Genomic DNA, 25,372 nt, shown 5'->3' on the forward strand with positions numbered 1-25,372 from the left:
CCTATCCCTTCTCCGAACTGCCGGCAAATCGCTCGATCTTGCTGGTCAGCCCCGACACCACCAGCAGGTCGCCGGGCAGGACCATGGTGGCCGCCGTGGCGTGCTCGAACTCCGCGCTGCCGCGCTTGATGCCTACCACGGTCACGCCGAATTGCTCCCGGACATGGGACATCAGCAAGGTCTTGTTATGGGTGGATGCGGGCGCGTGGATCCTCGCGATGGCGAAGCCGTCGTCGAACTCGATGAAGTCGATCATCTTGCCGGTGATCAGGTGGGCTACCCGCGCGCCCATGTCCGCTTCCGGATAGACGACGTGGTGCGCACCGATACGTTGCGCGATCTGTCCGTGCTCGGCCGTAAACGCCTTGACCCAGATATCCTGGATCTGCAGCTCGGTCAGCGCCATCAGCGTCATCAGGCTTGACGACATGTCGGTACCGATGCCCACGATGGCGTGCGAGAAATCCGCCACGCCGAGCTGGCGCATGACGTTGACATCGGTCGAGTCGGCCTGGATCGCGCAGGTCAGCACATTGGACCACCGCTGCACCAGGTCGGGATCCCGGTCGATGCCCATCACGTCATGCCCCAGCCGCATCAGCGACTGCGCCACGGAACCGCCAAAGCGCCCCAATCCGATCACGGCCACACTGTCGCCTGCCGAGAAGGCGAACTGTTCGGAAAACAATCTAGCCAACAATTGGATGCTCCTCGGGGTAACGGTACGGCGTACGGCGCTCGCCCATGGCAAGGGACACCGCGAGCGTGATGGTGCCGACCCGGCCGGCATACATCAACGCGGCCAGGATCAACTGGGCGGAAGCCGGGAGTTCGGCGGTGATGCCGGTCGACAGGCCCGCGGAGCCGAAGGCCGCGATGACCTCGAAGATGACCTGGTCGGTCGGGAATTCCGTGACAAACAGGATGGCCAGCGTCCCGATCGTCGTCAGCGCGCTGCCCAGCACCAGCACCGTGATCGCCTGCCGCTGCGCCGAACTGCTGACGCGGCGCCCGAAGGCTTCGCTGTCGCCACGCCCGCGGATCTCGGCAATCACCAGCAGCGCCAGGATCGCGATGGTGCCAACCTTGACGCCGCCGGCGGTACTGGCGCTGCCGCCACCGACAAACATCAGGAAGTAGTGCAGCGCCATGCTTTCATGGGTCAGGCCGCCGATGTCGATGGTGTTGAAGCCGACGGTGCGCGCGGAGACCGAAGCAAAGGCCGCCGACAGCAGCTTCTGCCCCGCCGCCATCGGGCCGAGCGTGCGCGCATTGGTCCACTCGAACATCAGCACGCCGGCCATGCCCGCCAGGAACAGCACCCCGGTGGTGGCCAGCGTCAGCTTGCTGTGCAGCGACCAGCGGTGCGGGCGGAAGGTCTTGTTGCGCAGGTCGTGCAGCACCGGGAAGCCGATGCCGCCGACCAGCGCCGCCACCATCACCGGCAGCAGCACCCACTGGTCGGCGGCATAGCGGACCAGGCTGTCGGCATGTGTCGAGAAGCCGGCATTGTTGTAGGAGGATATGGCATGGAACAGCCCGTTCCAGGCGGCGTCGCCCCAAGGCGCGCCATAGACGGAGTGCAGCCGCCACGCCAGCCAGGCGGCCAGCAGCAGTTCCATCCCGATCGTCACCACCAGCACCAGCCTGGCCACGCCGACGATATCGCCCAGCCCGATCGCGCGGGTCTCGGCCTGGGTCAGCAGCTTGGTGCGCAGCCTCAGCGAGCGGTTGACCATCAGCCCCAGCAGCGTCGACGCCGTCATCATGCCGAATCCGCCAAGCTGGAACAGCACCATGATGACGGCCTGGCCAAAGCCGGACCAGTACGTGCCGGTATCGACCACGATCAGCCCGGCCACGCACACCGCGGACACCGCCGTGAAGAACGCGGTCAGCCACGGTACGCTGCCCCCGCCGTCGCGCGACCAGGGCAGCATCAGCAGCACGCTGCCCGCCACGATGGCCAGCAGGAACCCCATGGCGACGGCGCGGGCAGGATGCAGGGACGCTCTCATGCAGGCATTGTGTGCCTTGGCGCGCCACAAATCCATGTGTGCAGCGCAGCACCCGTGTCCCGGCGTCGGCCGCGACGTGGCAGCGCGGGCCCCGCTGGCCTAGCGCGCAGGCGCCGACCGCAGGAAGCCGGCCGAAATCTCTCCTGCCAGCTGGGCGATCGCTTCGAGCTCCTCCCCGGTCAGCGCCCCGGTAAAGCGCGCCTCGCCCCAGTCGCCGCAGATCAGGGCCACGCAGCGATTACGCACCCGCACCGGGATCAGCAGCAGCGCGCGGGCATCGGGCATGGCCTGGCGATACCAGCGCGGCACGCGATGCGCGGCCTCCTTGTCAAAGGAGTCTTCGATCAGCAACGGCCGGTCTGCCAGCGTGGCGAAGTGGAATACATCCGGAACGAAGCCCTCCTCGAAGGACAGCTGGTCGAGCTTGTCGCGCATGCCTTCGCCAAAGGCCAGCCGCGCACCGAAGCGCCTGGCCGACGGATTCAGCAGCATCAGGAAGCAGCGCGAGAAGTTCAGCGCGCGCATGGCTGACTCCAGCGCAAAGGGCGCAAGCTCGGCAATGGACATCGCCTTGCCCTCCTGCCGGACTTCGGCGACGACCCGTTGCAGCCTCGCCAGCGCGTCGGCTGGCTTGCCGCCTTGCTCGCCGGGATCACCCCCGGCCTGGCTGGCGGCGTCGGTGGCCGCCATCGAGGTCGTGAGCACCCTGGCCTGCTCCAGCGCCCCCCCGAGATGCCCCGGTTCCAGGCCCACCCGTTGCGCCTCGGCCAGCAACTGACTGTCCGCCGTTGGGTCGTCCTGGCCCGCCAGGATCGACGCGGCGGCCTGCGACGACAATCGGGCGACGGCGCCCAGCCAGTCGGCGTGCGTCTCCGGCATGGCGCCTTCCGGCAACGGGGGCGCGCTCATGGCGCCGGCAATCAACGGGGGCAAGCGCCATTTGATAGCAGCCGCCCGGGCAATCTCGCCGAGCGACACGCCCAGGACTTCGCGGCAGGCCTCGTCTTCGCCGATCTGCTCTCCGGCCTCGCACATTGCGGTAATGCGGTCCCACGCCTCCGGCACATACAGGATCAGCAGCAGCCGGCTCACATGGTGCATCAGGGTGCAGACCACGGCCTCTTCCCCGTCAGCGATGCCCCGCGCTTCTGCCAGGGTCCGGGTGAATTCCGCCGCGACCATGGCCTGCTTGAGCGCTTGCGCGGCCCGTGGCCGGTTCTCCGGCACGGTCTGGAAAAAGTCGAGCACGCGCACGCCCAGCGTCAGGTGGATGACCGTATCCACCCCCAGCACCATGATCGCGCGCGAAACGGTGGTGACCTCGCCGCCGAACGACCGGTACATGGCGGAGTTGGACAGCCGGATGATCTTCTGCGACAGGCTGAAGTCCGACAGGATGCTGCTGGCCATTTCGCCGACGTTGCGCTCCGCATCCAGCGAACTGAAGACATGATCGATGCAATACTGCAGCGTCGGAAAGTCGCCCTGCTCGGCGAGCCTGGCCCAGAGTTGGTCGAGGAATGCCTGCATGTCCATGGCCATGCCTCACCGCGGCAACAGGGTCGGGGCGTCCAGGCGCCACCTGCCCTCGGCGAATGCCGCCTCGAGGTCGGCGGGAGTCATGGCGTGCCCATAGTGCCAGCCCTGTGCCATCTCGCAGCGCTGCGCGGCCAGCAGCTCGCGCTGGCATGCGGTCTCGACGCCTTCGGCGATCGCCGCCAGCCCGAGCTCGCGCGCCAGCGAGAGGACTGCATAGACGATGGTCTGCGCGTGCGGCGAATCGACCATGTCGGCGACAAAGCTGCGGTCGATCTTCAGTGCCGACAGCGGAAACCGGCGCAGGTACGACAGGCTGGAATAGCCGGTGCCAAAATCGTCCACCGCAAAGCGGATGCCCAGCGCCCGCAACTCGGTCAGGACATTGCCCGCCGCCTCGGGATCGATCATCAGCGCGCCTTCGGTAATCTCCAGCACCAGCCGGCCGGCGCAGACACCGGTATCGCGGATCGCACTGCGCACCTGGTCGGCAAAGCCGGGATGACTGAACTGCACCGGCGACACATTGACCGACACGTAGCCGACCTGCGCGCCCTTTGCATCCCACATGGCAAGCTGGGCGCAAGCGCAACGCAGCACCCAGGCGCCGAGATGATGGATCAGGCCGTTGTTCTCTGCGACCGGCACGAAGATCCCGGGAGACACGGGGCGGCCGGCCCGCTCCCATCGCATCAGTGCCTCCACCGCGCACAGGTTCCTGCCATCGAGACTGACGATGGGCTGGTACTGCAGGGACAGCTCGCCGTTATGCACGGCCTCGAACAGGTCTTGCTCGATGCGGAACTGCTCGTTCAGCTTCTCGTCGAACTCCGGCGAATAGCGGAAATAGCGATTGCCGCCCAATGCTTTCGCCTCGTACATGGCCCGGTCGGCGCGCCGCAGCAACTCGGCGTCGGAATCCTCGCCGCCGCTGGCGAAGGCCAGCCCGATACTGGTGGTGACGCGGATCTGGCGCGCCGACAGCTGGAACGGCTGCCGGCAAATCCGCATGACCTGTTCCAGGATGTCGGCGGCGGCCTCCTCGGCTGCGATGTTTTCGAGCAGCAAGACGAACTCATCGCCGCCCAGCCGCGCCACGGTGTCCGTGCCGCGCAGCACGCCGCGCAAGCGGGCCGCCATTTCCTTCAGCAAGGCATCGCCGGCGCCATGCCCGAGGGAATCGTTGATCTTCTTGAACCCGTCCAGGTCCATCAGCGCCACCGCGAGCCGGCGTCCTGCCGGATGCTCTCCGGCCAGGTATTGTTCAATGCGGCGGCGAATGAGGTCGCGGTTGCCGATCCCGGTCAACGGATCGACCAGCGACTGTTCGGTCAGCTGCTGCAGCCTCTGCATCCACGCCGTGACATCGGTCCCGAACAGCAGCAGCGACGCCTGCCCGGCTTCGTCGATGTCGCGGCAGATATGCAGCTCAAGGTACCGGTTTCCCGCCGAGGCGTCGGTGAAGCGGACGGTTGCCCGCCGGGCCTGGCCATCCAGCAGGCAGGCCTGCCACAGTGCCGCGGTGCGTTCGTATTCGCCGATGGGGAGAATGTCGCGCAGGGACGCGCGGCACAGATAGGCGTAGGGAAGGCCCAGCAGCGCGCCCGACGCCCGGGTCGCGTTCAGGATCTGGCCGGTGACACTGACATGCAGCGCCAGCCCTTCCGACGTTTCCAGCAAGGCCCAGCCGTGCCGCCCGGCGGGTGCTGGCATCGCGCCATCCGCCTCGTCGTCGCGGGTCCATTCCGCTCCGTCGTTCGCCAGGACGGCGTCATACGTGAATGCGTGCATACGGTGTGAATCGACCCGCCCTGCCCGGCCACGCTGTCGCCGGAAATTGTTGTCATGCCAGGACCTTGACGACAGGACGCGTCAACCCTGTCGGTACCCGGCACGGTATTTGTAAAGTCCCGATTCTATTACGGTGCACGGCGAATAAGGAAGCGCACTGCGCAGGCTGTGGAAACGCCGCGACGCCATGCAGCCGGGGGAGGCTTGCGCCCGGATTTCCGGCCGCGCCGGATGTCGCGAAACCCGCCAAAAACGTACAGCGAGCTGTCGCCACGGTGGACAAACCCGTTCGGATTGTCGAGACTTGGCCAGATCCGCGTGCATTCATCCTGCAGCACCTTTGCCATGCCACCGTTGCCCTCGCCTCCCTTGCTCGATGCAACGCTGCGCGCCGTCGCGCGCCGCTATCGCCTGCCGGCAAGCGCCGCCGCGATTTCCGGGCAGCAGGCCGCCGGCGCGGCAACGGCGCTCGCACTCGCGATCGAGGAGGCCCGCGCGGCGATGGCACGAGGTGAAACGCCGGGCGCGGCACTGAAAGACCGCTTCATCGACGCGCTCGCGCGCCTGATCCGCGAAGCGCTGCGCACGGACGCCGGCGACCCGGTGTTCCAGGCCATGATCATGCGGCACCGGGCGGCGCACGTACGCGAGTACGCGTCGCTGTCCGCGGGCGCCGACCAGGATCGCCGCCAGGTCCGGATGGCCGTCAATGCGATCGCCCATCCGGGCCGGCAGCAACGCCTCGTGCCGGGTCCGCAACGCGAGGCATTGGCCCGGCTTCATGCATCCACCTCGGCGTCATCGTGGTCCGCGCTGCACGATACCGGACGCGGCCTGCTCGGCATGCCGGAGATCGCGAATGAAGCGCCGGGCCTGGCGCGGCTGCTCGACAGTCCCGCGCTGAAGCGCTTGCAGCGGCTTGAAGCGCTGGAGGCCGATGACCTGGTGCGTCAATACCGGACGCTGTGGGACCGGCAGGGCCCGCGCCCGGGAAGCGCCACCGCCAGTGCGCAAGGCGTCGCCGCCCGCCGGCGTGGCGCTGCCACCGAAGCACAGGCCGCGCAGGCACTGGAGGCACTGGCGCAGCGGCTCAACCAGGCCGAGGGAGCGCCGGCCTCATACCGCGTCGTGACCTCGATGCGCGTACCGGCCTCGATCCCCGCCACGCATGATCGCGCCAAGACCGAATGGGACGCCGTCCTGCTCAGGCAACTGCCGCCAGCCGATGCGGTACCGGCCTGGGAAATCTGCCTGCTCGCGGAGGCCAAGGCCTCCGTCGATGCGGCCACGACCGACCTGCCGAAGCTGCTGCGCGGATTGCGCTTGCTGGCACATGCGGACCCGGACGTGGTCTATGCGTTCGAGACGCAGCAAGGGACAGTGCGCCTGCACGGCGCCTCGCTCAGCGCGCTGCATACCGAAGAGGCCGGCCTGCCCGGCCTGGTGCTGTATTGCTGCGATGCGCCTGCCGAAGCCAGTCCGCGCCTGCTCGGTGCCGCCAGCCGCATGCAGCTGCTGTCGGCGCAGGCCAGCCTTGAGTTCGCCGGCAAGCTCGAGGAAGGCCAGGCCGCGGAAGCCCCCGCGCTTGCGCCTGTGTGGCACGAGCTGCTGGAATCGCCCCGGTGGCGCGGCGTGCTCAACCAATATCCGACGCTGTGGCAAGTCCGCGAACTGATGGTCCATCCTGGCGACCTGATGGCCGCGATCGACAGGGCTGGTGCCTGACGTGCCAGGGGCGGCAACGCTGGCCTACTGCGCGAACAACGTCATCTGCCCCGACAACAGCCGCTCGAAATCATCGTCCAGGAACGGCAGGATCGCATCGGCAATCGGCTGCAATTGCTTGCCGACGTAGTGGTCATAGTCGATCGGCGCGGAACGGCATTCCAGCGGCTCCGGTCCTGCCGTGGTCATCAGATAGCTGATCCAGCCGCCCTGCTGGTACTGGCGCGGGCGCCCGTGGCGCTCGTTGTAGTCATCGGCGATGCGGGCGGCCCGCACGTGCGGCGGCACGTTGCGCTGGTATTCCTCCAGCCTGCGCCGCAGCCGCTTGCGATAGACCAGCTGCTCGTCGAGCTCCCCCGCCAGCGTGCGGCGCACGATGTCGCGCACATAGTCCTGGTACGGCTCGCGGTTGAAGACCTTCTCGTAAAGCGCCTGCTGGAACTGCTGCGCGAGCGGCGACCAGTCCGTGCGCACCGTCTCGAGCCCCTTGAACACCATCTCGACCGTGCCGTCGGCCCGCTCCACCTGGCCGGCGTAGCGCTTCTTGCTGCCGAGGTCGGTGCCGCGGATGGTCGGCATCAGGAAGCGGCGGAAATGGGTCTCGAACTGCAGTTCAAGCGCGCTTTCCAGGCCATAGGTTTGCCACAGGTGGTCGCGCCACCAGTCGTTGACGTAGGCCACCAGGCTGCGGCCGATCTGCTGCGCATCGGCTTCGGTGCGCGCGCGGCGCAGCCAGACGAAGGTGGAATCCGTGTCGCCATAGATCACCTCGTAGCCGCGCGCCTCGACCAGCGCCCGCGTCTGCCGCATGATCTCGTGCCCGCGCATGGTGATCGACGACGCCAGCCGCGGATCGAAGAAACGGCATCCGCTTGACCCCAGCACGCCGTAGAACGCGTTCATGATGATCTTGAGCGCCTGCGCGAGCGGCTTGTTGCGGTCACGCTTGGCCGCCTCGCGGCCCTGCCAGACCCGGGCGACGATCGCCGGCAGGCAATGTTTGGTCCGCGAGAAGCGCGCGCCGCGAAAGCCGGGAACCGAGTCGGCATCATCCGGATGCGCCAGTCCCTCGACCAGTCCGATGGGATCGATCAGGAAGGTGCGGATGATCGACGGATAGAGGCTCTTGTAGTCCAGCACCAGCACCGATTCATAGAGCCCCGGCCGCGAATCCATGACGAAGCCGCCGGGGCTGGCCTCCGGTGCCAGCTCGCCGAGGTTGGGCGCGACATAGCCCTGGCGGTGCATCAGGGGCATGTAGAGATGCGTGAAGGCGGCAACCGAACCGCCACTGCGGTCTGCCGCCAGGCCCGTGACCGTGGCGCGCTCGAGCAGGAACGACAGCAGCTCCGTTTTCTCGAAGATGCGCGTCACCAGCTCGCAATCGCGCAGGTTGTAGCGCGCCAGCGCCGGCTTGTCCTGCTCGAACATGCGGTCGATGGCATCCATGCGGTCGTACGGATTGTCGATCGCCTTGCCCTCGCCGAGCAGCGTCTGCGCCACCGATTCCAGGCTGAACGACGGGAAGCTCCACGTGGCCGACCGCAGCGCCTCGATGCCGTCGAGGATCAGCCGGCCCGGCGCGCTGGCGAAATAGTGCTGCTGCGCGTTGTGCTCGCGCCATTCCATTTCCGCGCCGCCGCGGCCGAGGCGCAGCGGCAACTGGAAGCGCCGCGCATGCTCGACCAGCACGCGCAGGTCGAACTGGACCAGGTTCCAGCCGATGATCGCGTCGGGGTCGTGACGGGCCAGCCACTGGTTCAGCTTCTCCAGCAGCTCCGGCCGAGTCGCGCAGTATTCAAGCGAGAAATCGGCAGCGCCCGGCTCCTGCGGCGCAGCGCCCAGCATATAGACCTGGCGCTGGCCGCAGCCTTCGAGCGCAATCGAATACAGCTCGCCAAAGGCGTTGGTTTCGATATCGAGCGACACCAGCCGCAGCGTGGGCCGGTAGTCCGCCGAAGGCTTCAACTGGGCGTTGCGCATGACGCCCTCGCCGTCCGGCTCCCCTTCGAACCACACCGGCGCCGTGATGAAGCGCTCCATCAGGTAGCGCTCGGGCGGACGGATATCGGCTTCGTAGACGTCGACGCCGGCATCGCGCAGCGAACGGCCGAGCTGGATCAACTGCCGATGCTGCCGGCAATACAGGCCGATGACCGGCCTGCCGCGGAAGTCCTGCAGCTGCAGCGGGCGCAACTCGACCTCGCGCTCGTGGCGCAGCAGCGCCTCGGCACGCTCGCGTTGGGCCTCGGGGATGAATGCGACCGACGGCTGATACGGCAGGCGCAGCCGGCGCGGCCCCTCGTCGGTGGCCAGCCAGACCTCGACCTCGGTGCCGGCCGGGGTATCGCGCCAATGCCGGGTCAGGATGAAACCCTGCTGGAGTGCCACGCTCAGGCCTTTAGAGTCAAACCAATATCGACGTGATTTTAGCGTTACAGCATGCGCGCGGCCTCATCGAGCAGCTGCATCGGCGACAGCATCCCGGCGCGGGTCACGCACACCAGCGAAAAAGTGCGGACCAGCGGCGGATTCCCCGGCACCCGCGCGGTCATCAACTGGAGGTCAGCGGCGGGGCCGGCACTGCCCGGTGCCAGCACGATGTTCATGGGGCTCAGCCGCACGGCTTGCCGCTCTACCGTGAAGCTGGCTTCGGCATGCGTCAGCACGTCGACCAGCGCCTGCAGCTGCCTCTCCGGCATGCCGGCCCGGCCGTCCTGTGGGTCGGGTGCGTCAGGTGCGTCAGGCCCACTCAGCGCGGCGAGCGCGGCCTCGTTCTGTGCCACCTGCTCGCGCAGCCGCTCGGACTCGTCGGCTTGCGTGTCGTCGTGTTCGCCAAGCACGCTGCGCATGCCGACGCCCTGCTGCTCCAGCAGGTGCAGCCGCGTGGTCAGCAACGCCTGCTCGCGCTCGATGCGGTCGCGGCGAGTCGTGCCGCCCGCGACCTCGGCCAGGGCCTGCAGCGCGAACTGGTCGAGCATGCGGCAGGCGATTTCCTCGCGCAGCGCCGCTTCGGTCGCCGCGCAGATCCTGACCCGGTGAGCGGTGAAGCTGACCGTGGTCCGGGGCACCTCCGTGCGCATGACATCGCCTTCCAGCGCCACGCCCAGCGTGTGGCGTTCCTGCTTTTCCATCCCGAGCACGCAATAGGCCTCGGTGGCGGACGCCGAGCCGCTGAAATAGTCGCGCAGGTCCGACGACCGGCTGAACACCGGCATCACGTCCTGTGCCGTAGCAAAGAAGGCATGGATGTACGGATCGCTGTTCCAGGTCGCTTCGCTTGCCGGCGAAGCCGGCGGCAGGCCCGCCACGACCTCGCGCACGTACCGGTCTGCGATAGCCAGCGCCGGGGCAAGCCGCTTGCGATAGCCGCCTGCCAGCCGCACGTACGGACACAGCCGGGTCACGCGCTCCGCCAGCGCGGCGCGCTCTGCATCGCGCGCCCCGTCATGATGCTTGCCGCGACGGCGCAGCCAGTTCAGGACAGTCATCGCATGGCACCTCCGTGGCGCGATCGGTTGGCTTGCGGCGCAGGCGAGTCCGGCAGTCTACGGGCCATCCGCTTCGGCCTGGCGCGGTGCCGCGTGGCTGCGCGGCAGCTTGCGGTGGGCGAGCAACAGCAGCGGTGTCGTGGCCATCGACAGCGCAACGACGACCGTGACGACGGAGAGTTGCTCGGCATCGATCAGGTTTGCCGCCTGCGCGGCGCCCATCACGACAAAGGCGAACTCGCCGCCCTGCGACAGCAGGATGGCAAAGTAGACGCGATGCTGGCGCGGCAATTCGATCCGGTTCGCCAGGTACATCAGCGCCAGGAATTTGCCAACGACCAGGGCGACCACCAGCACCGCCACCAGCAGCGGCTTGTTGGCCAGCACCGAGAAATCGATCGACATGCCGACCGCGATAAAGAACAGGCCAAGCAGGATGCCCTTGAAGGGCGCCATGTCCGATTCGATCTCGTGGCGGCATTCGGAACCCGCCAGCAACAGGCCGGCCAGGAATGCGCCCAGCGACATCGACAGGTGCACCACGTGCATCAGCAGCGCGATGCCGATGACCCAGAGCAGCGCGAAGATGGTAAAGATCTCGCGCGTGCCGCTGCGCTGGATCATGCGCAGCACATACTTCAGCACAAGGCGACCGACCACGACGACCGCCGCGATCATGGCCAGCGCCTTCGCCGCGGAAACCCAGCCGCTCGACATGCCGGCGTCCACCGCAACCGGCGCAAGCAGCGGCAACAGCGCGATCATCGGAATCGCGGCAATGTCCTGGAACAGCAGGATGCCGAAGCTGGATCGCCCGACGGGCGCGTCCATCAGCCGGTTCTGCTCCAGGATCGCGATCACCATCGCCGTCGAAGACAGCGACAGCGCGAAGCCAGCCGCCACGCCGACGCGCCACTGCACGCCAAAGACAATGAAAATCACTGCAAGCAGTGCCGCGCACAGCGCGACCTGGATGCCGCCATAGCCGAAGATGGAGCGGCGCATCGCCCACAGCTTCTCGAATTCCATTTCAATGCCGATGATGAACATCATCAGCACGATGCCCAGCTCGGACACGTCCATGATCGAGTTGACGTCCGTGACCAGCCTCAGCCCCCACGGACCGATCACTGCGCCGGCAACCAGGTAGCCCAGCACGGAGCCAAAGCCCAGGCGCACCGACAGCGGCACGGCGACCAGTGCGGCGGCGAGGAAGATTACCGCGTCAACCAGCAGTTGTTCCATCAGTCCCCTCCCGATGAGATGACGGGGCGAGAGCCCGGGTCATTTGGCGATGCCTCGCTGCCAGGCGGGAAAATGCCGGCTTCTGCGCGAGGTAGCGGACTGGATACGTAATACATCAGTTCCACGCCGAAGTACAAGCCGGACGGCGCCGCCGGCTCGCGTTACGTTATGCACCCGGCGGCACACGCGGCAGTCGTGGCAGCCGCACCACCGCTCAGTCCAGCCGCTCTAACAACGTCTTGCCGAATTCGTGCAGCAGCCCGATCAGCCTGTCCGCCACCGGAGAAAGTGGCGCGCCCTTGCGGAATGTCACGCCGAAGTTGCGCACCAGCGTGGCCGCCGGCAGCGGCACTTCCACCAGATCGTCATCGCTTGCGCGCAAGGTGCGCCGCGAGACAAAGGTCAGCAGTTCGGTATCGGCCACCACGCGCGGGATCAACGGGATCGAGTTGGTCTCGATCTGCACCACCGGCCGCGGCAGGTTGCGCGATTCCATGGTCTGGTCGAGCCAGTTCCGGCTCGGCACCGCGCGGTTGGGCAGCGCCCAGCGATAGCCGGCCAGCGCCTCCAGCCCGGGCTTGCGCACGCGGAAGATCGGGTGCCCCTTGACCGCCGCGACCACGACGGTGTCCTTCAGCAGCGTCTCGCAATGGAATTCGTCATCCTGCTGGTCCGGCACGAAGCCGAGGATCACGTCCACGCGCCCTTCGCGCAGGTCGTCGCGCAATTCGTAGTTGTGACGAATGCTCAGTTGCAGCACCACGTTGGGGGCTTCGCGCAGCAGCATCCTGCAGATGGGCGGCAGCAGGTATTCCGCGCCGAGCGGTCCGCTGCCCAGCCTTACGGTGCCTGCCACGCCCCGCGCGATGGCGCCGACCTCGTCACGGACCAGGTCCGCTTCCTGCAGCAGGCCGGCGGCGCGGGCGCGCAGCGCAACCCCTGCCGCGCTCAGTTTCTGGCCCCGGCCGTCGCGCTCGAACAGCGCCGCGCCGAGCGAGGCCTCGAGCCGGTCGACCGCCTTGGTCAGCGTCGGCTGGCTGCGGTGCACCAGTTCGGCGGCGCGGCGGAAGTTGCCGGCGTTGGCCACGGCCAGGAAGTACTTGAGGTCACGCAGGTCCATGGCGCTCCGTGGCATGCAGCCGGCCGCAGCACGACTGATTACTTTCGTTTATCAAAACCAAAAAATTATAAGCTGGACGGCATCGAACCGGCGGGAAAGAATCGCTGCATTCCCCTAACCGCTCCGAGTCATGCCCTACACCGTCCTCGTTACCGCACCGCGCCTGGCAGGCGCCGGCGTCCGCCTGCTGGAAGCCGCCAATGCCAGCGTCCACTACCTGCCCGACGCCGACAGCCCGCAGGCGCTGCATGGGTTGCTCCGGACGTTGCCGGTGGATGCGGGGATCTCGCGCACGGTCGCACTGACCGGCGCGGCCATCGACGCCTGCCCGACGCTGAAGGTGATCTCCAAGCATGGCGTCGGCGTCAGCAACATCGATGTCGCCGCCGCCACCGCACGGGGCATTCCGGTCTATGTGACACCAGGCGCCAATGCGCAGTCCGTGGCGGAACTGACGCTGGCGCTGATGTTCGCGGCGGCGCGTCGCGTGCCGTGGATGGATCGCGAGCTGCGCGCGGGCCGTTGGTCGCGCGCGCAGGACGGCGTGGAACTGCAGGGCCGCACCATCGGGCTGGTCGGCTTTGGCCAGGTGGCGCAGCGCGTCGCGCGGGTGTGCCTGGCGCTGGGGATGCGCGTCGCGGCATTCGATCCCGCACTGGCCGGGGCCGCGGCACGCCCCGCCGATGTCGACTGCTGCGATTCCCTGGATGCCCTGCTTGCCGCCAGCGACGTGGCCGTGGTACTGGTCGTGCGTCACGATTCACCGTTCCACACCCTCGCCGACTTCCTGCGGCAAGCCAGGGCGCGCAGCGGCGAGACGGGAATCGCACAGGCCGGCAACGGCACGGTCGGACACCTGGCCGGTGAAATGCTGGCGCGGCGTGCCGGGGTCCGGGTCATGCAGGTGCCATACAAGGGCGCGGGCCCGGCCATGAACGACCTGCTGGGCGGACAGGTGCCGGCTTACTTCGGCAATACGGTCTCGGTGATGCCGCAACTGGCCGCGGGCAGTATCCGTGCGCTGGCGGTGACCTCTGCGCAGCGGCTGTCGGCGCTGCCGTCGGTACCGACTGTCGCCGAACAGGGCTTCGCCGGCTTCGAGGCCACCACCTGGCTGGGCCTGGTCGCGCCGGCAGGCTTGCCGGCGGACATCACGGCGAAGCTGTCCGCCGCCACGCTGCAGGTGCTGGCGCGTCCTGACGTCCAGCAGCGCCTGAAGCAGGAAGGCAGCGTCGCGACGCCGACCTCGCCAGCGGCTTTCGCCGCGCATATCCGCGCCGAACACGCCAAGTGGGGCGCGCTGATCCGAGAGGCGCAGATCAAGCTGAGCTGATGCGCGCGCTTGCCCGACTCCCCCTCTTTTCAGGTATGACCGTGGACACGAACCTGCCGCCCTACTCCTCACTCCTGCAAGCCGTGACCGACATCTTCGCGGCCTACCTGCCCGCCGGCGATGCCGCCTACGTTGCCGGGTGCCTGGTCGACGCCGACGCGCGCGGCGTGGCCTCGCACGGCATCGGGCGCATCCCGGTCTATACCAGGCGGCTGCGTCTGGGCCTGGTCAATCCCACGCCAACGCTGGCGGTGACGCCTGGCGACGGTGCGACGGCGCATGTCGACGGGGACAATGGCATGGGCTACATCGTCGCCCGTAAAACGATGGATGAAGCGATCGCGCGCGCGCGCCGGCATGGCATCAGCCTGGTGCTGGCCTCGCGCAGCAATCATTTCGGGATGGCGGCGACGTACCTGCAGCAGGCGCTCGACGCGGGGCTCGGCGCGCTGGTGCTGACCAACGCACCGCCGCTGATGCCGGTGTGGGGCGGCCGCACGCCGTTCCTCGGCACCAGCCCGTTTGCCTTTGCCGCGCCGGCGCGCGGTACGCCAATCGTGCTGGACATGGCGACTTCGGTGGTGGCCTTCGGCAAGATCCGCCGCGCCGCGCGCCGCGGCGAAGCCATCCCGCCGGACTGGGCGCTCGACGCCAGCGGCCAGCCCACCACCGATCCCAAGGCCGCCATCGACGGCGTGGTGCTGCCGATGGCGGGACCCAAGGGATCCGGGCTCGGGCTGATGATGGAGTTGATGGCGGGCGTGATGTCTGGCGCTGCTTTCGGCGGCCAGGTGCGCAACCAGAACAGCGACTTCACGCAGCTGCAGGACGTCGGGCATGCATTTATCGCATTCAGGCCCGATGCGGGGCTGCCGCTTGGTGACTACTTCACGCGCGCGGACGAACTGGTCAGCCGCGCCAAGGCCTCGCCCCTCGCCGACGGCTTCGATGCGATCGCGATGCCCGGCGAGCGCGAAGCGGCACAGGCGCTACGCGCGCGCAGCGAGGGGCTGCAGGTATCGGCGCTGGACCTCGAAATGCTGGAAGCCGAGATCGGCCTGGCGCGAGCTATCGCAACACCCGGCACTGCTCGCTCAACATGAGCGGCGCCGCACTCAGCGCCGCCACCGCATCGAAGGACACGCCTTCGGCCAGGCCGGTGACCAGCAGTCCGCCGCCCGGCTGCACGTCGATCACAGCCAGGTCCGTATAGATGCGGTCCACCACGCCGAGGCCGGTAAGGGGATAACTGCAGTGCTCCACGATCTTGGGCTGGCCGTCGCGCGTGACATGCTCCATCATCACGAAGAGCCTGGCCGCCCCCGCCACCAGGTCCATGGCGCCGCCCACGGCCGGGATCGCGTCGGGCTCCCCGGTCGACCAGTTGGCCAGGTCGCCCCCGGCGGAGACCTGGAAGCCGCCCAGCACGGTGACGTCGAGATGACCGCCGCGCATCATGGCAAAGGACACCGCATGGTCGGAGATGGAAGCGCCCGCCAGCAGCGCGATCGGCTCCTTGCTGGCGTTGATCAGGTCGGGATCGGCCGCGCCGTCGCGGATCACCCGGCCCATGCCAAGGATGCCATTCTCGCTGTGCAGGATGATCTCCCGGTCCGGCGGTAACTGGTCCGACACCAGGGTCGGCATGCCGATGCCGAGATTGACGTAGCTGCCGTCCGGAATATCGGCCGCCACAATGCGCGCCATGTCATGGCGGCTGAGCCGGGGCAGTTGCTGGAACAGCGGCATTTCACGCGGCATGGCGTTCTCCGGTCTGCACCACGGCATGGACGAAGATGCCAGGCGTCATCACTTGCTCGGGCATCAGCGTGCCCAGCGGCACGATTTCATCGACCTGGACAATGGTGTGGCGCGCAGCGGTGCACATCACCGGCCCAAAGTTGCGGCCCGCATAGCGGTAGACGAGGTTGCCCCAGCGATCCGCGCGATGTGCCTTGACCAGCGCAAAATCGCCGCGCAAGGGTTGCTCCAGCACATAACCTGTGCCATCGATCTTGCGCGTTTCCTTGCCCTCTGCCAGGGCCGTGCCATACGCGGTCGGCGTAAAGAACGGCCCCAGCCCGGCGCCGGCGGCGCGCATGCGCTCCACCAGCGTGCCTTGCGGCACGCATTCCAGCTCGACCTTGCCGGCGCGATAGGCTTCGATAAAGGCTTCGGCATTGCTCGAACGCGGATGGGAGCAGATCACCTTGCGCACAGCCCCGGCGCGTATCAGCGCCGCAATGCCCGTGTCGCCGTTGCCGGCATTGTTGTTGACGATGGTGAGATCGCGCGCACCGCATGCGAGCAGCGCGTCAAGCAATGCACCGGGAATGCCGGAGCCGCCGAAGCCGCTCACCAGCACGGTGGCACCGTCAGTGATGCCGGCCACCGCTTGTTCCAGTGATGCCACAGTCTTGTCGATCATGTTGATGGCCTCGTAGCGGCCAACGTAGCCCCGTTGGCCTGTTGGCTTATTGCTGCGGAATGCCGGTGTCCTTGACTACGCGCGCCCAGCGCTCGCGCTCGCTCTTGATGAAGTTGCCGAAGTGAGCGGGCGTATCGCCGCCGGGCATGCCGCCCAGATCCGCCAGTCTTGCCTTGACCTCGGGCTCGGCGAGGATGCCGGCCACGGTCTTCTGCAGCCGGCCGATGACCTCCTGCGGCGTGCCGGCCGGTGCCACCAGGCCGAACCATGCGGTCACCTGGAAGTCGTCCACGCCGGCCTCCTTCATCGTGGGCACGTCAGGCAACTCATGCACGCGGCTGGCGCTGGTCACAGCCAGCGCGCGCAGCTTGCCCGACCGGATATGCGGCAACGAACTGGGCAGATTGTCCACCATCATGGTGACCTGTCCGGCCACCAGATCGGCCACGGCCGGTGCTGCGCCTTTGTAGGGCACGTGGATGAGGTCAGTGCCAGTGCGCTTGCGGAACAGCTCGCCGGAAAGGTGGACCGACTGGCCGGTGCCTGAGGAGGCGAAGGAATACTTGCCGGGCTGCGCCTTGGCCAGTGCGACCAGTTCGGCCACGGTACGGGCCGGCACGTTGGCATTGACCACCAGCACATTGGGCACCGACACGACCATGGTAATCGGCGCAAAGTCCTCCGCGCGGTAGGGCAACTGGCGGTACAGGCTGTAGTTGATGGCATTGGGCCCGATATTGCCCATCATCAGGGTATAGCCATCGGCGGCAGACTGCCTGAGCGCCTGCGCGCCGATGATGCCGCCTCCGCCGGCGCGGTTTTCCACCACCACGGGCTGGCCAAGCAACTCGCCCATGCGCTTGCCGACCAGGCGCGACGCGATATCCGTGGTGCCACCCGCGGCCGCCGGCACGATCAGCCGGATCGGCTTGTCGGGATAAGCCGCCAACGCTGCGCCTGGAGCTACCGCAACGGCCACGCCAACCGCCCCTGCCACCCGGGTCGCCACAAGTGCCAGCCCGCCGAGAGCCTGCTTCATCCTTCGTCTCCTTTATCGGTCACACCGTGATTCGATGATGGGGTTCCATCACGACATCAGGGACGATAGATCGACCGTGAGGGCAATGTGAATTCACGATTCGCAAAAGAAGCCTTCGGTCTGACGAAACCCGCGCACCGATTTCCGGCCTCATTGCAGCGACTTCTGCAACTGCGGACGGATTTGCCTCAGCGACTGCGCGCGCAATGCAAAAAGGGCGATCCACCGGATCGCCCTGCTTGCACTCTGCGCCCCCTCAGGCAACAACGATCCGGCGCGGGTCAGCCAGCGCCAGCGCTTCCGCGCGATCCGCGCTCGGCGGGTAGATCCACTCGCTATTGATCCGTGTCTTCAGCGCCTTGGCGACGCCTCCGGTCAGCTTGACCTGCCGGTTCCAGCCTTCCGTGTAGACAGCACCCCACGGCCCCAAGTCCAGGCAGGTCACATACTTGGGCTGGCTATACGGGAGCAGCGCCTCGCCCACGAGGTCCGCCGCCACGTTGTGCCCTGCCGAACGGCCAAGGTTCATCGCGTGCTGACAGGACATCGCCGCGAAGTTGCCTTCGTCATCGGTCGCGGCGTAGGCGCAATCGCCGGTGGCGAACACCGAATCGACACCCCTTACCCTGAGATCGCGGTCGACGTGCAGTCGCCCAAAGCGATCGCGCTCCGCCGGAATCTGCGCGGTGAGTTCGCTGGCGCGGGCGCCGGCGGTCCAGATCACCGTATCCGCCTCGATGCGCTCGCCGTTCTCGAGGGTGACGCCAGTCGCATCGACGGCCGCGACGCCGGAGCCAAGCTTCCAGGTCACGCCCAGTTCGGTCAGCGCCTGCGTGATCACCGGCCGCGGCCCCGGGCCCAGGTCAGGTCCGACCTCGGCATTGCGCTCCACCATGATCACCTTCACCGCGGCGTCTTCGCCCAGCACGTCGCGCAGGCGGGCCGGCATTTCCGCGGCAGTCTCGATACCGGTGAAGCCGGCACCCGCAATCACCACGGTATTGCGCCCGGCGCGTTCCGGGCGACTGGCCAGGCCATGGAGATGCGCTTCGAGCTCCGCCGCGTCGGCGACCTGGTCGACATTGAATGCATGCTGGTCCAGCCCGGGAATCTGCGGACGGAACAACCGGCTTCCCGCGGCAAGCACCAGGCGGTCATAGCCCACGCGCTGCTGCGAGCCATCCGCACCGACGCCCGCAATGCTCACTTCGCGGCTCGCGACATCGATGTGTTCCACCTTGCCCCGGATATACCGCACGCCGACGGCCTTGAAGATCTCTTGCAGCGGCGCCTTCATCCCGTTCGGGTTCTGCTCATAGAGACGCGGGCGGACGTGTAGTACGGGTTCCGGTGCGACCAGCGCGATTTCCACGTCGGTGCGCCCGACCTGGTCAAGCAGACGGGCCGAAGCCAGTGCGCTCCACATGCCGGCAAAGCCGGCGCCAATGACAAGAATACGTTTGGACATCTTCAAACTCCTGAATCAAACCTCGGTGTCGTGTAACAGGGTCGCGGTCAAGCGCGACCCATAACTACGATCATATTAGTCGCAGTATTAAAGCGCAAGATCTTTTTTCGCCAGTGACGCGAAGCCAATCCGCGCGCCTGGACTTGCGCTTTCGCGAACGATCCACTATCTTTACTACGACTATCGTGATCGTAGTTACAAAGTCTGGTTACAAGCCAGAGGCTCTACCAAGGAGATAGGCATGAAACCCCAACGCATCCTGTTACCGCTTATGGCGGCAGCCGCCCTAAGCTTCAGCGGCATCGCGGCCGCGCACGGCCCCACTGAAACGGTGAAGGAAAACCTCTCGCGATCGATCCCGAACATCCCGGGGAAATCGATCGTCGCCGTGGAAGTCTTGTACCCGCCGGGCGGCGCCTCCCTGCCGCACTACCACGCCAGGTCGGCGTTCATCTATGCCTACGTGGTCTCGGGCAGCATTGCGAGCAAGGTGGACGATGGTCCGGAGCGCGTCTACAAGGCTGGCGAAAGCTTCCACGAGGAGCCGGGTTCGCATCACCAGGTCAGCCGCAACGCGAGCCGCACAAAGCCGGCGAAGCTGTTGGCCGTATTCGTCATGGATAGCAACGAGAAGGATCTGACTACGCACGAAGGGAGCGCGAAATGAGACTGGACTACACGAAAGCATCCCCTGGCGGCGTCAAGGCATTTGGCAACGTCTATGGCTACATCCTGCAGTCGGGGCTCGACAGCACCTTGGTGGAGCTGACCTATCTTCGCGTCAGCCAGATCAATGGCTGTGCCTACTGCCTCGACATGCACACGCGCGACCTGGTGAAGAAGGGCGTGTCGGTCACCAGGCTCGCACTCGTGCAAGCCTGGCGCGAGGCCGGCGAACTCTTCAGTGAACGTGAGCAGGCCGCGCTCGAATGGGCGGAGTCTGTGACGCGCGTAGCGGAATCGCACGTTCCAGACGAAGTGTTCCAAAGGGCCGCAGCAGTGTTCAGCGAAAAAGAACTCACCGACCTGACGATGGCGATCAGCCTGATGAATGCCTTCAACCGCCTGGCAATCAGCTTCCGCCGCCCGCCGGAAGTGCAGCGGCAGGACTAGGAGCCATGGTGCGTGCCTCGGCAAACCTTTCATGCGGCATGGACCACCCTTCACTTGGGCGGACTGTCCTTGACAAAAATACCGATTGGTATATTCTGGCCTCCATGAACAAAGCCGAACGCACCCGCCAGCTGATCGTCGAGAAGACAGCGCCCATTTTCAATACGAAGGGCTATGCCGGAACCTCGCTCGCAGACATGACCGAAGCCACCGGCCTGACCAAGGGCAGTGTCTACGGCAACTTTGCCAACAAGGAAGAAGTGGCGCTGGCCGCATTCGATTACAACTGGAAGCAGGCGCAATCGGCGGTTCGGGACCAGATGGCCACCAGGACCACCAGCAAGGACAAGCTGCTTGCGCTGACTGGCGTGTTCGAGGACCTTCCCGCGTGCTTTCCGAAAGGAGGGTGCCCGCTGCTTAACACTGCCATTGAAGCCGACGACACCCACCCTGCCCTGCGCGACAAGGCCTTGGAGGCGTTCCGGGGCTGGAAGGCGAATCTCGTCTCGGTCATCAAGGCGGGCAGTGCCTCCGGGGAGTTCCGGAAAGACGTCGACCCCGAGGAAACCGCGATCACGCTGATCGCAATGATCGAGGGCGCGATCATGATCTCCCGGCTCACCGGCAACGCCGCTTACAACCAGGCCGTCATGTCGGCGGTGAAGAAAACGGTTATCGATCTCGCCTGATATTTTTTGACTCGAAATATACCACTTGGTATTTTTTACGCAAGGAAATAGCCATGAACGTGCAACTGAAACGGAAAGTCGCCTTCGCGCTGTCGATGGGTGTCGTGACCACTGGGATCATCTCGTTCGCCCTGCTTGCTCTCAACATGGGGTTCTCGGAAGGTTTCGCGCTGACGTGGCTGCGCTCGTGGGGCATCGGCTATGTGATCGTGATTCCCGCCATCCTGCTGGTCGGGCCGCGCCTGCAAGCGCAGGTCGAGCGCTGGGTCCATTGATGCGGCATGCCGATTCCACGATCTACTGACATGCCCAGACTCCTGCTGCAGCGGCTGCTTGCCTTCGTTTTCGTCCTTGGCGCTGCCATGGCTTCGCCCATCGCCCATGCTGCGCCCAGCGTCAGGATGCAGGCGCAACAGCCCGATATCGGATGGATCGAGATCGATGCTGACATCTCGCTGAGACGGATGGTCGTGCACCAACCCGGCGCGAAGGGAACCGTCCTGTTCCTGCATGGATTCCCGGAAACCCTATACGCATGGAAGGACATCGCCCTGTCGCTGGGCGATGACTTCGAAGTGCATGCCATCGACTGGCCTGGCTACGGGCTTTCATCGCGTCCGACTGCGGACAAGTTCTCCTATGCGCCCCGGGACTATGCCCGAGTCCTGCAGGCATACATCCGCAAGGCGGGCATCGACACGTCGCAGCTGACCATCTACGCAACCGATATCGGCGCGCTGCCGGCCTTGCTCCTGGCGCTCGAGGTGCCGGACATTGCCAGAACGATCATCGTGGGCGACTTCGCGCCGTTCGACAGGCCGCAGTACATGTACGAAAGCCTGCAAAGCCTGAAATCGCAGCCCTCGGCCGAACTGGCTCGCGCCCAGCTGAACAAAAACCGCGACGATGTTCTGCAGAACGCGTACCGGCGCGGCCTGCCGCCGCAAGCGCAGTTCGACATCTCGCCCGAACTCCGGGACGACATGGCGCGCGGATGGAGTCACGGCGCAATGACGTCTGCCGATGCCTTCTATCACTACTACTCGCACTTCACGCGGGACCAGGCCTGGCTGGAGGCGAACCTGCACCGGCTCAGGACACCGGTCAAGGTGGTCTGGGGCGAGAAGGACCTCTATATCCGCAAAGAAATGGGCATCGAATTCGCGCAGAAGGCGCATGCGGAATTCACCGTGCTGCCGGGCATCGGGCACTACCCGCATCTGCAGGATCCCGGTCGAACCGTGGCGGACGTTCGCGCCGCATTTCGTTGAATCGCATCAGCAGGCGGCACACGTCAGCAGTCCGGGCCAGTCCCGCTTGCATCGCGCCGCCGGTACACGCCACGCCGGCGACGCTCGACTCCACGTGGCAACCACACTCTCAATCTGGACCCATCCTGCATATCCTATCCAAGCCTGCCTCATGAACATTTCCCGACTCATCGCCTCCGCCCTGCTGATTGCCGGCAGCAGCCTGCCTGTGCTGAACGCCCGGGCGCAGACCGACATCCAGCGCACCGACCTGGTTCACCACGCACTCAGCATTCCCGGCCGTGATGCCATCCAGGTACGCGTCGACTTCGACCCCGGCGCGCTTGCGCCGAAGCATTCGCACCCTGGCGAAGAAATCGCCTATGTACTGCAAGGCACGCTGGAATACCAGCTTGACGACAAGCCGCCAGTGACGCTGAAGGCGGGAGAGGCGCTGTTCATTCCGGCCGGCAGTGTGCACTCGGCACGCAATGTCGGCAGCGGCAAGGCGTCGGAACTGGCGACCTACATTGTCAGGAAAGACGTGCCGCTGCTGGTGCCCGCCAAGCCGTCCCGCTCGACGAACGCGCAATGAAAGAGCACTCCATGAACGCCAAATCGTCGAATGACGCCATCGACCCGTCGCGCCGGTCCCTGTTGCTGGGCGGCGCGGCGGGCGCGGCGCTCTCGCTGTTTTCGTCACGCCTGGCTTTCGCCGCGCAGCCCGCGCCAGCGCGCGCCTTGGCGTCGGACGCGATCCGCCCGTTCCGTGCACGCATCCCGCAGCCGGCCCTCGACGATCTGCGCCGCCGCCTGATGGCGACGCGGTGGCCCGATCCGGAAACCGTCCCGGACCGGACCCAGGGCGTACAAGTCGACAAGCTGCGGCCGCTCGTGCGCTACTGGGCCACTGGGCATGACTGGCGCAAGGCCGAGGCAAGGCTGAATGCCTGGCCCCAGTTCGTGACGAACATTGACGGTGTGGATATCCACTTCATCCACGTCCGCTCGCGCCATGAGAACGCGCTGCCCCTGGTCATGACGCACGGCTGGCCCGGCTCCGTGTTCGAACTGCTCGACAGCATCCGACCGTTGACGGATCCGACCGCGTACGGCGGCAGCGCCGGCGATGCATTCCATCTCGTGATCCCGTCGCTGCCGGGCTTCGGCTTCTCACAGAAGCCCAAGGATACCGGCTGGAACCCGGATCGCATCGCGCGCGCGTGGGACGTGCTGATGAAGCGGCTTGGCTATGCGCGGTACTTGTCGCAAGGCGGCGACTGGGGCGCAATCATCTCCGACGCGCTTGGGCGGCTCGCGCCCCAAGGGCTGCTCGGCATCCACGTCAACCGCATCGAACGCGCCACGACACTGCCGCCCGCGCTCGCGATGGCGCTGAAGACCGGCGAACCCGCCCCGTCAAACCTGACCGCCGAGGAAAAGCAGGTATTCGACGAGGCGAGGGATTTCCTCAACAAAGGATTCGGCTACGCCGCCCTGATGCAGACGCGGCCGCAAACCATCGGCATTGGCCTGGCCGATTCGCCGGTGGGGCTGGCGGCCTGGATCTATGACAAGCTGGCCGACTGGGTCTACACGCGCGGCGATCCCGAACGGGCGCTGGGCCGGGACGCGATTCTCGACAATATCTCGCTCTACTGGCTGACGAACACCGGTGAATCCAGCGCACGGATCTACTGGGAAACGAGCAACACACCGGCAAAGGGCGGCCCCGTTACGGTTCCGGCGGCAGTGACCGTCTTTCCCGGCGAGGTTTACCGGCCTCCGAAGGCCTGGCTGGCGCGGGCGTATCCCAACCTGATCTACTACAACCAGGTTGCCAGGGGCGGTCACTTTGCGGCCTGGGAAGAGCCGGAGTTGTTTAGCGCGGAGTTGAGGTCTGCATTCCGCCCGCTGCGCGAAACAGCCCGATAGAGCCGGATTTGGCCGTGTCGTGAGACCAGAGGGCGTCAGGCCCTCTGCCGCGTTTACCGACGCCTGGGAGCGCGTCGGCACGGGCCGCCGGCCCAGGATGGAGTCCTATGGTAAGGTTGTGCGGATGAGTTAGCGGAATTCAACTGGTGATGTATGGGCCGCATCGAATGTGATGCCGGAGGAGTGATGCAGCGTGAGTGATGCGAAGCAGGAAACGCGGCGCACGCTGGCGGAGAAAGTTTCAATCAGCAGGGCTTTGCGCCTGAGCGTGCCGCCAGAGGCCAGGCCTGCGCCGGTCAACCGCAGGGACTGGCTGCGGCAGAAGAAAGAGCAATTGCAGGCTGCCCGCGCCGCCGCCAGGCAAAGGCGCGAACTGTTGAGAGCCGAGATCCTGTCGGCGGTGCAAGATATTGCCCGGGAGGAGCGCACTGCCGCACGGCTGGAAGCTGAACGCCTGAAGGCGGAAGCCAGGACCGCACAGACCTACGCGCGGGAGGACGCACGTGCCGCCGCCAAGTTCGAGCGTGGCCAGCCAGCCCGCTCGACGTCCAGGCGAAAAACCCTTTCCAAAGAGAAACGCAAGCTGGTCTCCTACGATGATCTGTTGCGGATGCGCGGGTGATTCGACAGGGGTTCGACAGGGTCGACAGGGCGGCAGCGGCTTCTCGCCCGCCATCCTGTCCCGCAGGGTCTGCGGGACAAGTCAAGCCATGGCCGGTTCCTGGCAAACCACTTCGATGTTGTGCCCGTCCGGACCAATGACGAAGGCCGCATAGTAATTCGCGTGGTAGTGCGGACGCAGACCGGGCGCACCGTTGTCCTTGCCACCGGCGTCCAGCGCCGCGCGATAGAAAGCGTCGACCTGCTGGCGATTCTCGGCCGTGAATGCCAGGTGAAGATGCGCGGGCTTCTCCTCGGTCTGGAACAGGCACAATGAAGCCTTGCGCTTCGCGCTGAGCTCGACGCCATACATCGGCGGCCCCTCCGAGACAACGGCTACGCCGAGCGGTTCGAGTGCCTTGAGGAAGAACGCCTTGCTCGCTGCATAGTCGCTGACTCCGAACTTGACGTGGTCAAACATGAGTTCTCCTGAAGAGTGGTGCCCGCGCTGAGGATTCTAATTCTCTCATCGAGGGGACGCAGCGCCCGCCTTGGCCGCATGCTGGCCATGCTCGAGACGGGGAGCGAACA

Annotated in this window: 25 protein-coding genes; 11 read left to right on the forward strand and 14 right to left on the reverse strand. The window is 66.3% G+C overall.

The window, feature by feature from the left end:
- Position 1: 1 nt before the first annotated feature.
- The 5 genes from J8I82_RS12205 to J8I82_RS12225 form a co-directional block, all read right to left on the reverse strand.
- Positions 2-700 carry a potassium channel family protein gene (locus J8I82_RS12205; RefSeq protein ID WP_245179651.1) on the reverse strand — a complete coding sequence of 233 codons (699 nt, stop codon included), beginning with the start codon at positions 698-700 and terminating at the stop codon, positions 2-4.
- Entirely contained in the window at positions 690-2,054 is a 1,365-nt protein-coding gene (locus J8I82_RS12210) for a TrkH family potassium uptake protein (RefSeq protein WP_209757673.1), read from the reverse strand. The genes J8I82_RS12205 and J8I82_RS12210 overlap by 11 nt, the downstream gene beginning before the upstream one ends.
- 63 nt (positions 2,055-2,117) lie before the next feature.
- The gene (locus J8I82_RS12215) at positions 2,118-3,554 is read right to left on the reverse strand and encodes an HDOD domain-containing protein (protein WP_209757675.1); all 1,437 of its coding nucleotides are present in this window, start codon (positions 3,552-3,554) and stop codon (positions 2,118-2,120) included.
- A 9-nt stretch (positions 3,555-3,563) separates the two neighbouring features.
- Positions 3,564-5,345 carry a putative bifunctional diguanylate cyclase/phosphodiesterase gene (locus J8I82_RS12220; protein ID WP_209757678.1) on the reverse strand — a complete coding sequence of 594 codons (1,782 nt, stop codon included), beginning with the start codon at positions 5,343-5,345 and terminating at the stop codon, positions 3,564-3,566.
- A gap of 128 nt (positions 5,346-5,473) precedes the next feature.
- Positions 5,474-5,692, reverse strand: a complete 219-nt coding sequence (locus J8I82_RS12225) for a hypothetical protein (protein WP_209757680.1) — start codon at positions 5,690-5,692, stop codon at positions 5,474-5,476.
- Here J8I82_RS12225 and J8I82_RS12230 point away from each other — a divergent pair.
- Complete coding sequence (locus tag J8I82_RS12230) at positions 5,691-7,070, forward strand: 3-deoxy-D-arabino-heptulosonate 7-phosphate synthase (protein WP_209757682.1); 1,380 nt, start codon at positions 5,691-5,693, stop codon at positions 7,068-7,070. The two genes, J8I82_RS12225 and J8I82_RS12230, sit on opposite strands and share 2 nt — an antisense overlap.
- Positions 7,071-7,094: 24 nt before the next feature.
- Here J8I82_RS12230 and J8I82_RS12235 read toward each other — a convergent pair whose 3' ends face one another.
- The 4 genes from J8I82_RS12235 to J8I82_RS12250 all read right to left on the reverse strand — a co-directional run bounded on the left by J8I82_RS12235 (position 7,095) and on the right by J8I82_RS12250 (position 12,926).
- Positions 7,095-9,461, reverse strand: a complete 2,367-nt coding sequence (locus J8I82_RS12235; RefSeq protein WP_209757684.1) for a DNA polymerase II — start codon at positions 9,459-9,461, stop codon at positions 7,095-7,097.
- 44 nt (positions 9,462-9,505) lie between these two features.
- On the reverse strand, positions 9,506-10,561 hold the full coding sequence (locus J8I82_RS12240; RefSeq protein WP_209757686.1) for a hypothetical protein: 1,056 nt from the start codon (positions 10,559-10,561) through the stop codon (positions 9,506-9,508).
- Between the two features lie 57 nt (positions 10,562-10,618).
- Positions 10,619-11,806 (reverse strand): monovalent cation:proton antiporter-2 (CPA2) family protein, encoded by a 1,188-nt coding sequence (locus tag J8I82_RS12245; RefSeq protein ID WP_209757688.1) that lies wholly within the window; start codon positions 11,804-11,806, stop codon positions 10,619-10,621.
- Positions 11,807-12,020: 214 nt separating this feature from the next.
- Positions 12,021-12,926, reverse strand: coding sequence for a LysR family transcriptional regulator (locus J8I82_RS12250; protein ID WP_209757690.1), 906 nt, complete (start codon positions 12,924-12,926; stop codon positions 12,021-12,023).
- Between the two features lie 130 nt (positions 12,927-13,056).
- On the opposite strand from J8I82_RS12250, the gene J8I82_RS12255 reads away from it, so the two are divergent.
- Positions 13,057-14,259, forward strand: coding sequence for a tripartite tricarboxylate transporter substrate-binding protein (locus J8I82_RS12255; protein ID WP_209757692.1), 1,203 nt, complete (start codon positions 13,057-13,059; stop codon positions 14,257-14,259).
- 41 nt (positions 14,260-14,300) lie between these two features.
- The gene (locus tag J8I82_RS12260) at positions 14,301-15,362 is read left to right on the forward strand and encodes an Ldh family oxidoreductase (RefSeq protein WP_209757694.1); all 1,062 of its coding nucleotides are present in this window, start codon (positions 14,301-14,303) and stop codon (positions 15,360-15,362) included.
- Here J8I82_RS12260 and J8I82_RS12265 read toward each other — a convergent pair.
- The 4 genes from J8I82_RS12265 to J8I82_RS12280 form a co-directional block, all read right to left on the reverse strand.
- Positions 15,328-16,020, reverse strand: a complete 693-nt coding sequence (locus J8I82_RS12265; RefSeq protein WP_245179654.1) for a 3-oxoacid CoA-transferase subunit B — start codon at positions 16,018-16,020, stop codon at positions 15,328-15,330. The genes J8I82_RS12260 and J8I82_RS12265 overlap by 35 nt on opposite strands.
- Positions 16,010-16,687, reverse strand: coding sequence for a 3-oxoacid CoA-transferase subunit A (locus J8I82_RS12270; protein WP_209757696.1), 678 nt, complete (start codon positions 16,685-16,687; stop codon positions 16,010-16,012). Before J8I82_RS12270 ends, J8I82_RS12265 begins: the two co-directional genes overlap by 11 nt.
- 46 nt (positions 16,688-16,733) lie before the next feature.
- Positions 16,734-17,726: a tripartite tricarboxylate transporter substrate binding protein gene (locus tag J8I82_RS12275; protein ID WP_209757698.1), complete on the reverse strand. Its 993-nt coding sequence runs from the start codon at positions 17,724-17,726 to the stop codon at positions 16,734-16,736.
- Between the two features lie 256 nt (positions 17,727-17,982).
- On the reverse strand, positions 17,983-19,194 hold the full coding sequence (locus J8I82_RS12280; protein ID WP_209757700.1) for an NAD(P)/FAD-dependent oxidoreductase: 1,212 nt from the start codon (positions 19,192-19,194) through the stop codon (positions 17,983-17,985).
- Between the two features lie 241 nt (positions 19,195-19,435).
- Here J8I82_RS12280 and J8I82_RS12285 point away from each other — a divergent pair, with 241 nt between their 5' ends.
- From J8I82_RS12285 to J8I82_RS12320, 8 genes are all read left to right on the forward strand, one after another.
- Entirely contained in the window at positions 19,436-19,861 is a 426-nt protein-coding gene (locus J8I82_RS12285; protein ID WP_209757702.1) for a cupin domain-containing protein, read from the forward strand.
- Positions 19,858-20,307 carry a carboxymuconolactone decarboxylase family protein gene (locus J8I82_RS12290; protein ID WP_209757704.1) on the forward strand — a complete coding sequence of 150 codons (450 nt, stop codon included), beginning with the start codon at positions 19,858-19,860 and terminating at the stop codon, positions 20,305-20,307. Before J8I82_RS12285 ends, J8I82_RS12290 begins: the two co-directional genes overlap by 4 nt.
- Before the next feature lie 5 nt (positions 20,308-20,312).
- Positions 20,313-20,996, forward strand: coding sequence for a TetR/AcrR family transcriptional regulator (locus tag J8I82_RS12295; RefSeq protein ID WP_245179655.1), 684 nt, complete (start codon positions 20,313-20,315; stop codon positions 20,994-20,996).
- 53 nt (positions 20,997-21,049) lie between these two features.
- Complete coding sequence (locus tag J8I82_RS12300) at positions 21,050-21,271, forward strand: DUF2798 domain-containing protein (RefSeq protein ID WP_133095308.1); 222 nt, start codon at positions 21,050-21,052, stop codon at positions 21,269-21,271.
- 30 nt (positions 21,272-21,301) lie between these two features.
- Entirely contained in the window at positions 21,302-22,267 is a 966-nt protein-coding gene (locus tag J8I82_RS12305; RefSeq protein ID WP_209757706.1) for an alpha/beta fold hydrolase, read from the forward strand.
- Between the two features lie 151 nt (positions 22,268-22,418).
- Complete coding sequence (locus tag J8I82_RS12310) at positions 22,419-22,841, forward strand: cupin domain-containing protein (RefSeq protein ID WP_209757708.1); 423 nt, start codon at positions 22,419-22,421, stop codon at positions 22,839-22,841.
- An 11-nt stretch (positions 22,842-22,852) separates the two neighbouring features.
- Positions 22,853-24,181 (forward strand): epoxide hydrolase family protein, encoded by a 1,329-nt coding sequence (locus J8I82_RS12315; RefSeq protein WP_209757710.1) that lies wholly within the window; start codon positions 22,853-22,855, stop codon positions 24,179-24,181.
- Positions 24,182-24,374: 193 nt separating this feature from the next.
- On the forward strand, positions 24,375-24,803 hold the full coding sequence (locus tag J8I82_RS12320) for a hypothetical protein (RefSeq protein ID WP_209757712.1): 429 nt from the start codon (positions 24,375-24,377) through the stop codon (positions 24,801-24,803).
- An 81-nt stretch (positions 24,804-24,884) separates the two neighbouring features.
- On the opposite strand, the gene J8I82_RS12325 is transcribed toward J8I82_RS12320, so the two are convergent.
- Positions 24,885-25,262, reverse strand: coding sequence for a VOC family protein (locus J8I82_RS12325; protein WP_209757714.1), 378 nt, complete (start codon positions 25,260-25,262; stop codon positions 24,885-24,887).
- Between the last annotated feature and the right edge of the window lie 110 nt (positions 25,263-25,372).

Origin of the sequence: Cupriavidus consociatus, assembly GCF_017814975.1 — a bacterium.
In the GTDB taxonomy this organism is placed as follows: domain Bacteria; phylum Pseudomonadota; class Gammaproteobacteria; order Burkholderiales; family Burkholderiaceae; genus Cupriavidus; species Cupriavidus consociatus.

Excerpts from the sequence above, each read along its gene's own strand:
- J8I82_RS12270 (WP_209757696.1), bottom strand. The coding sequence starts at position 16,687 with ATGATCGACAAGACTGTGGCATCACTGGAACAAGCGGTGGCCGGCATC.
- J8I82_RS12220 (WP_209757678.1), bottom strand. The coding sequence starts at position 5,345 with ATGCACGCATTCACGTATGACGCCGTCCTGGCGAACGACGGAGCGGAA.
- J8I82_RS12210 (WP_209757673.1), bottom strand. The coding sequence starts at position 2,054 with ATGGATTTGTGGCGCGCCAAGGCACACAATGCCTGCATGAGAGCGTCC.
- J8I82_RS12315 (WP_209757710.1), top strand. The coding sequence starts at position 22,853 with ATGAACGCCAAATCGTCGAATGACGCCATCGACCCGTCGCGCCGGTCC.
- J8I82_RS12250 (WP_209757690.1), bottom strand. The coding sequence starts at position 12,926 with ATGGACCTGCGTGACCTCAAGTACTTCCTGGCCGTGGCCAACGCCGGC.
- J8I82_RS12300 (WP_133095308.1), top strand. The coding sequence starts at position 21,050 with ATGAACGTGCAACTGAAACGGAAAGTCGCCTTCGCGCTGTCGATGGGT.
- J8I82_RS12255 (WP_209757692.1), top strand. The coding sequence starts at position 13,057 with ATGCCCTACACCGTCCTCGTTACCGCACCGCGCCTGGCAGGCGCCGGC.
- J8I82_RS12290 (WP_209757704.1), top strand. The coding sequence starts at position 19,858 with ATGAGACTGGACTACACGAAAGCATCCCCTGGCGGCGTCAAGGCATTT.
- J8I82_RS12215 (WP_209757675.1), bottom strand. The coding sequence starts at position 3,554 with ATGGACATGCAGGCATTCCTCGACCAACTCTGGGCCAGGCTCGCCGAG.
- J8I82_RS12225 (WP_209757680.1), bottom strand. The coding sequence starts at position 5,692 with ATGGCAAAGGTGCTGCAGGATGAATGCACGCGGATCTGGCCAAGTCTC.
- J8I82_RS12275 (WP_209757698.1), bottom strand. The coding sequence starts at position 17,726 with ATGAAGCAGGCTCTCGGCGGGCTGGCACTTGTGGCGACCCGGGTGGCA.
- J8I82_RS12310 (WP_209757708.1), top strand. The coding sequence starts at position 22,419 with ATGAACATTTCCCGACTCATCGCCTCCGCCCTGCTGATTGCCGGCAGC.
- J8I82_RS12245 (WP_209757688.1), bottom strand. The coding sequence starts at position 11,806 with ATGGAACAACTGCTGGTTGACGCGGTAATCTTCCTCGCCGCCGCACTG.
- J8I82_RS12230 (WP_209757682.1), top strand. The coding sequence starts at position 5,691 with ATGCCACCGTTGCCCTCGCCTCCCTTGCTCGATGCAACGCTGCGCGCC.
- J8I82_RS12240 (WP_209757686.1), bottom strand. The coding sequence starts at position 10,561 with ATGACTGTCCTGAACTGGCTGCGCCGTCGCGGCAAGCATCATGACGGG.
- J8I82_RS12305 (WP_209757706.1), top strand. The coding sequence starts at position 21,302 with ATGCCCAGACTCCTGCTGCAGCGGCTGCTTGCCTTCGTTTTCGTCCTT.
- J8I82_RS12265 (WP_245179654.1), bottom strand. The coding sequence starts at position 16,020 with ATGCCGCGTGAAATGCCGCTGTTCCAGCAACTGCCCCGGCTCAGCCGC.
- J8I82_RS12285 (WP_209757702.1), top strand. The coding sequence starts at position 19,436 with ATGAAACCCCAACGCATCCTGTTACCGCTTATGGCGGCAGCCGCCCTA.
- J8I82_RS12295 (WP_245179655.1), top strand. The coding sequence starts at position 20,313 with ATGGTGCGTGCCTCGGCAAACCTTTCATGCGGCATGGACCACCCTTCA.
- J8I82_RS12325 (WP_209757714.1), bottom strand. The coding sequence starts at position 25,262 with ATGTTTGACCACGTCAAGTTCGGAGTCAGCGACTATGCAGCGAGCAAG.
- J8I82_RS12280 (WP_209757700.1), bottom strand. The coding sequence starts at position 19,194 with ATGTCCAAACGTATTCTTGTCATTGGCGCCGGCTTTGCCGGCATGTGG.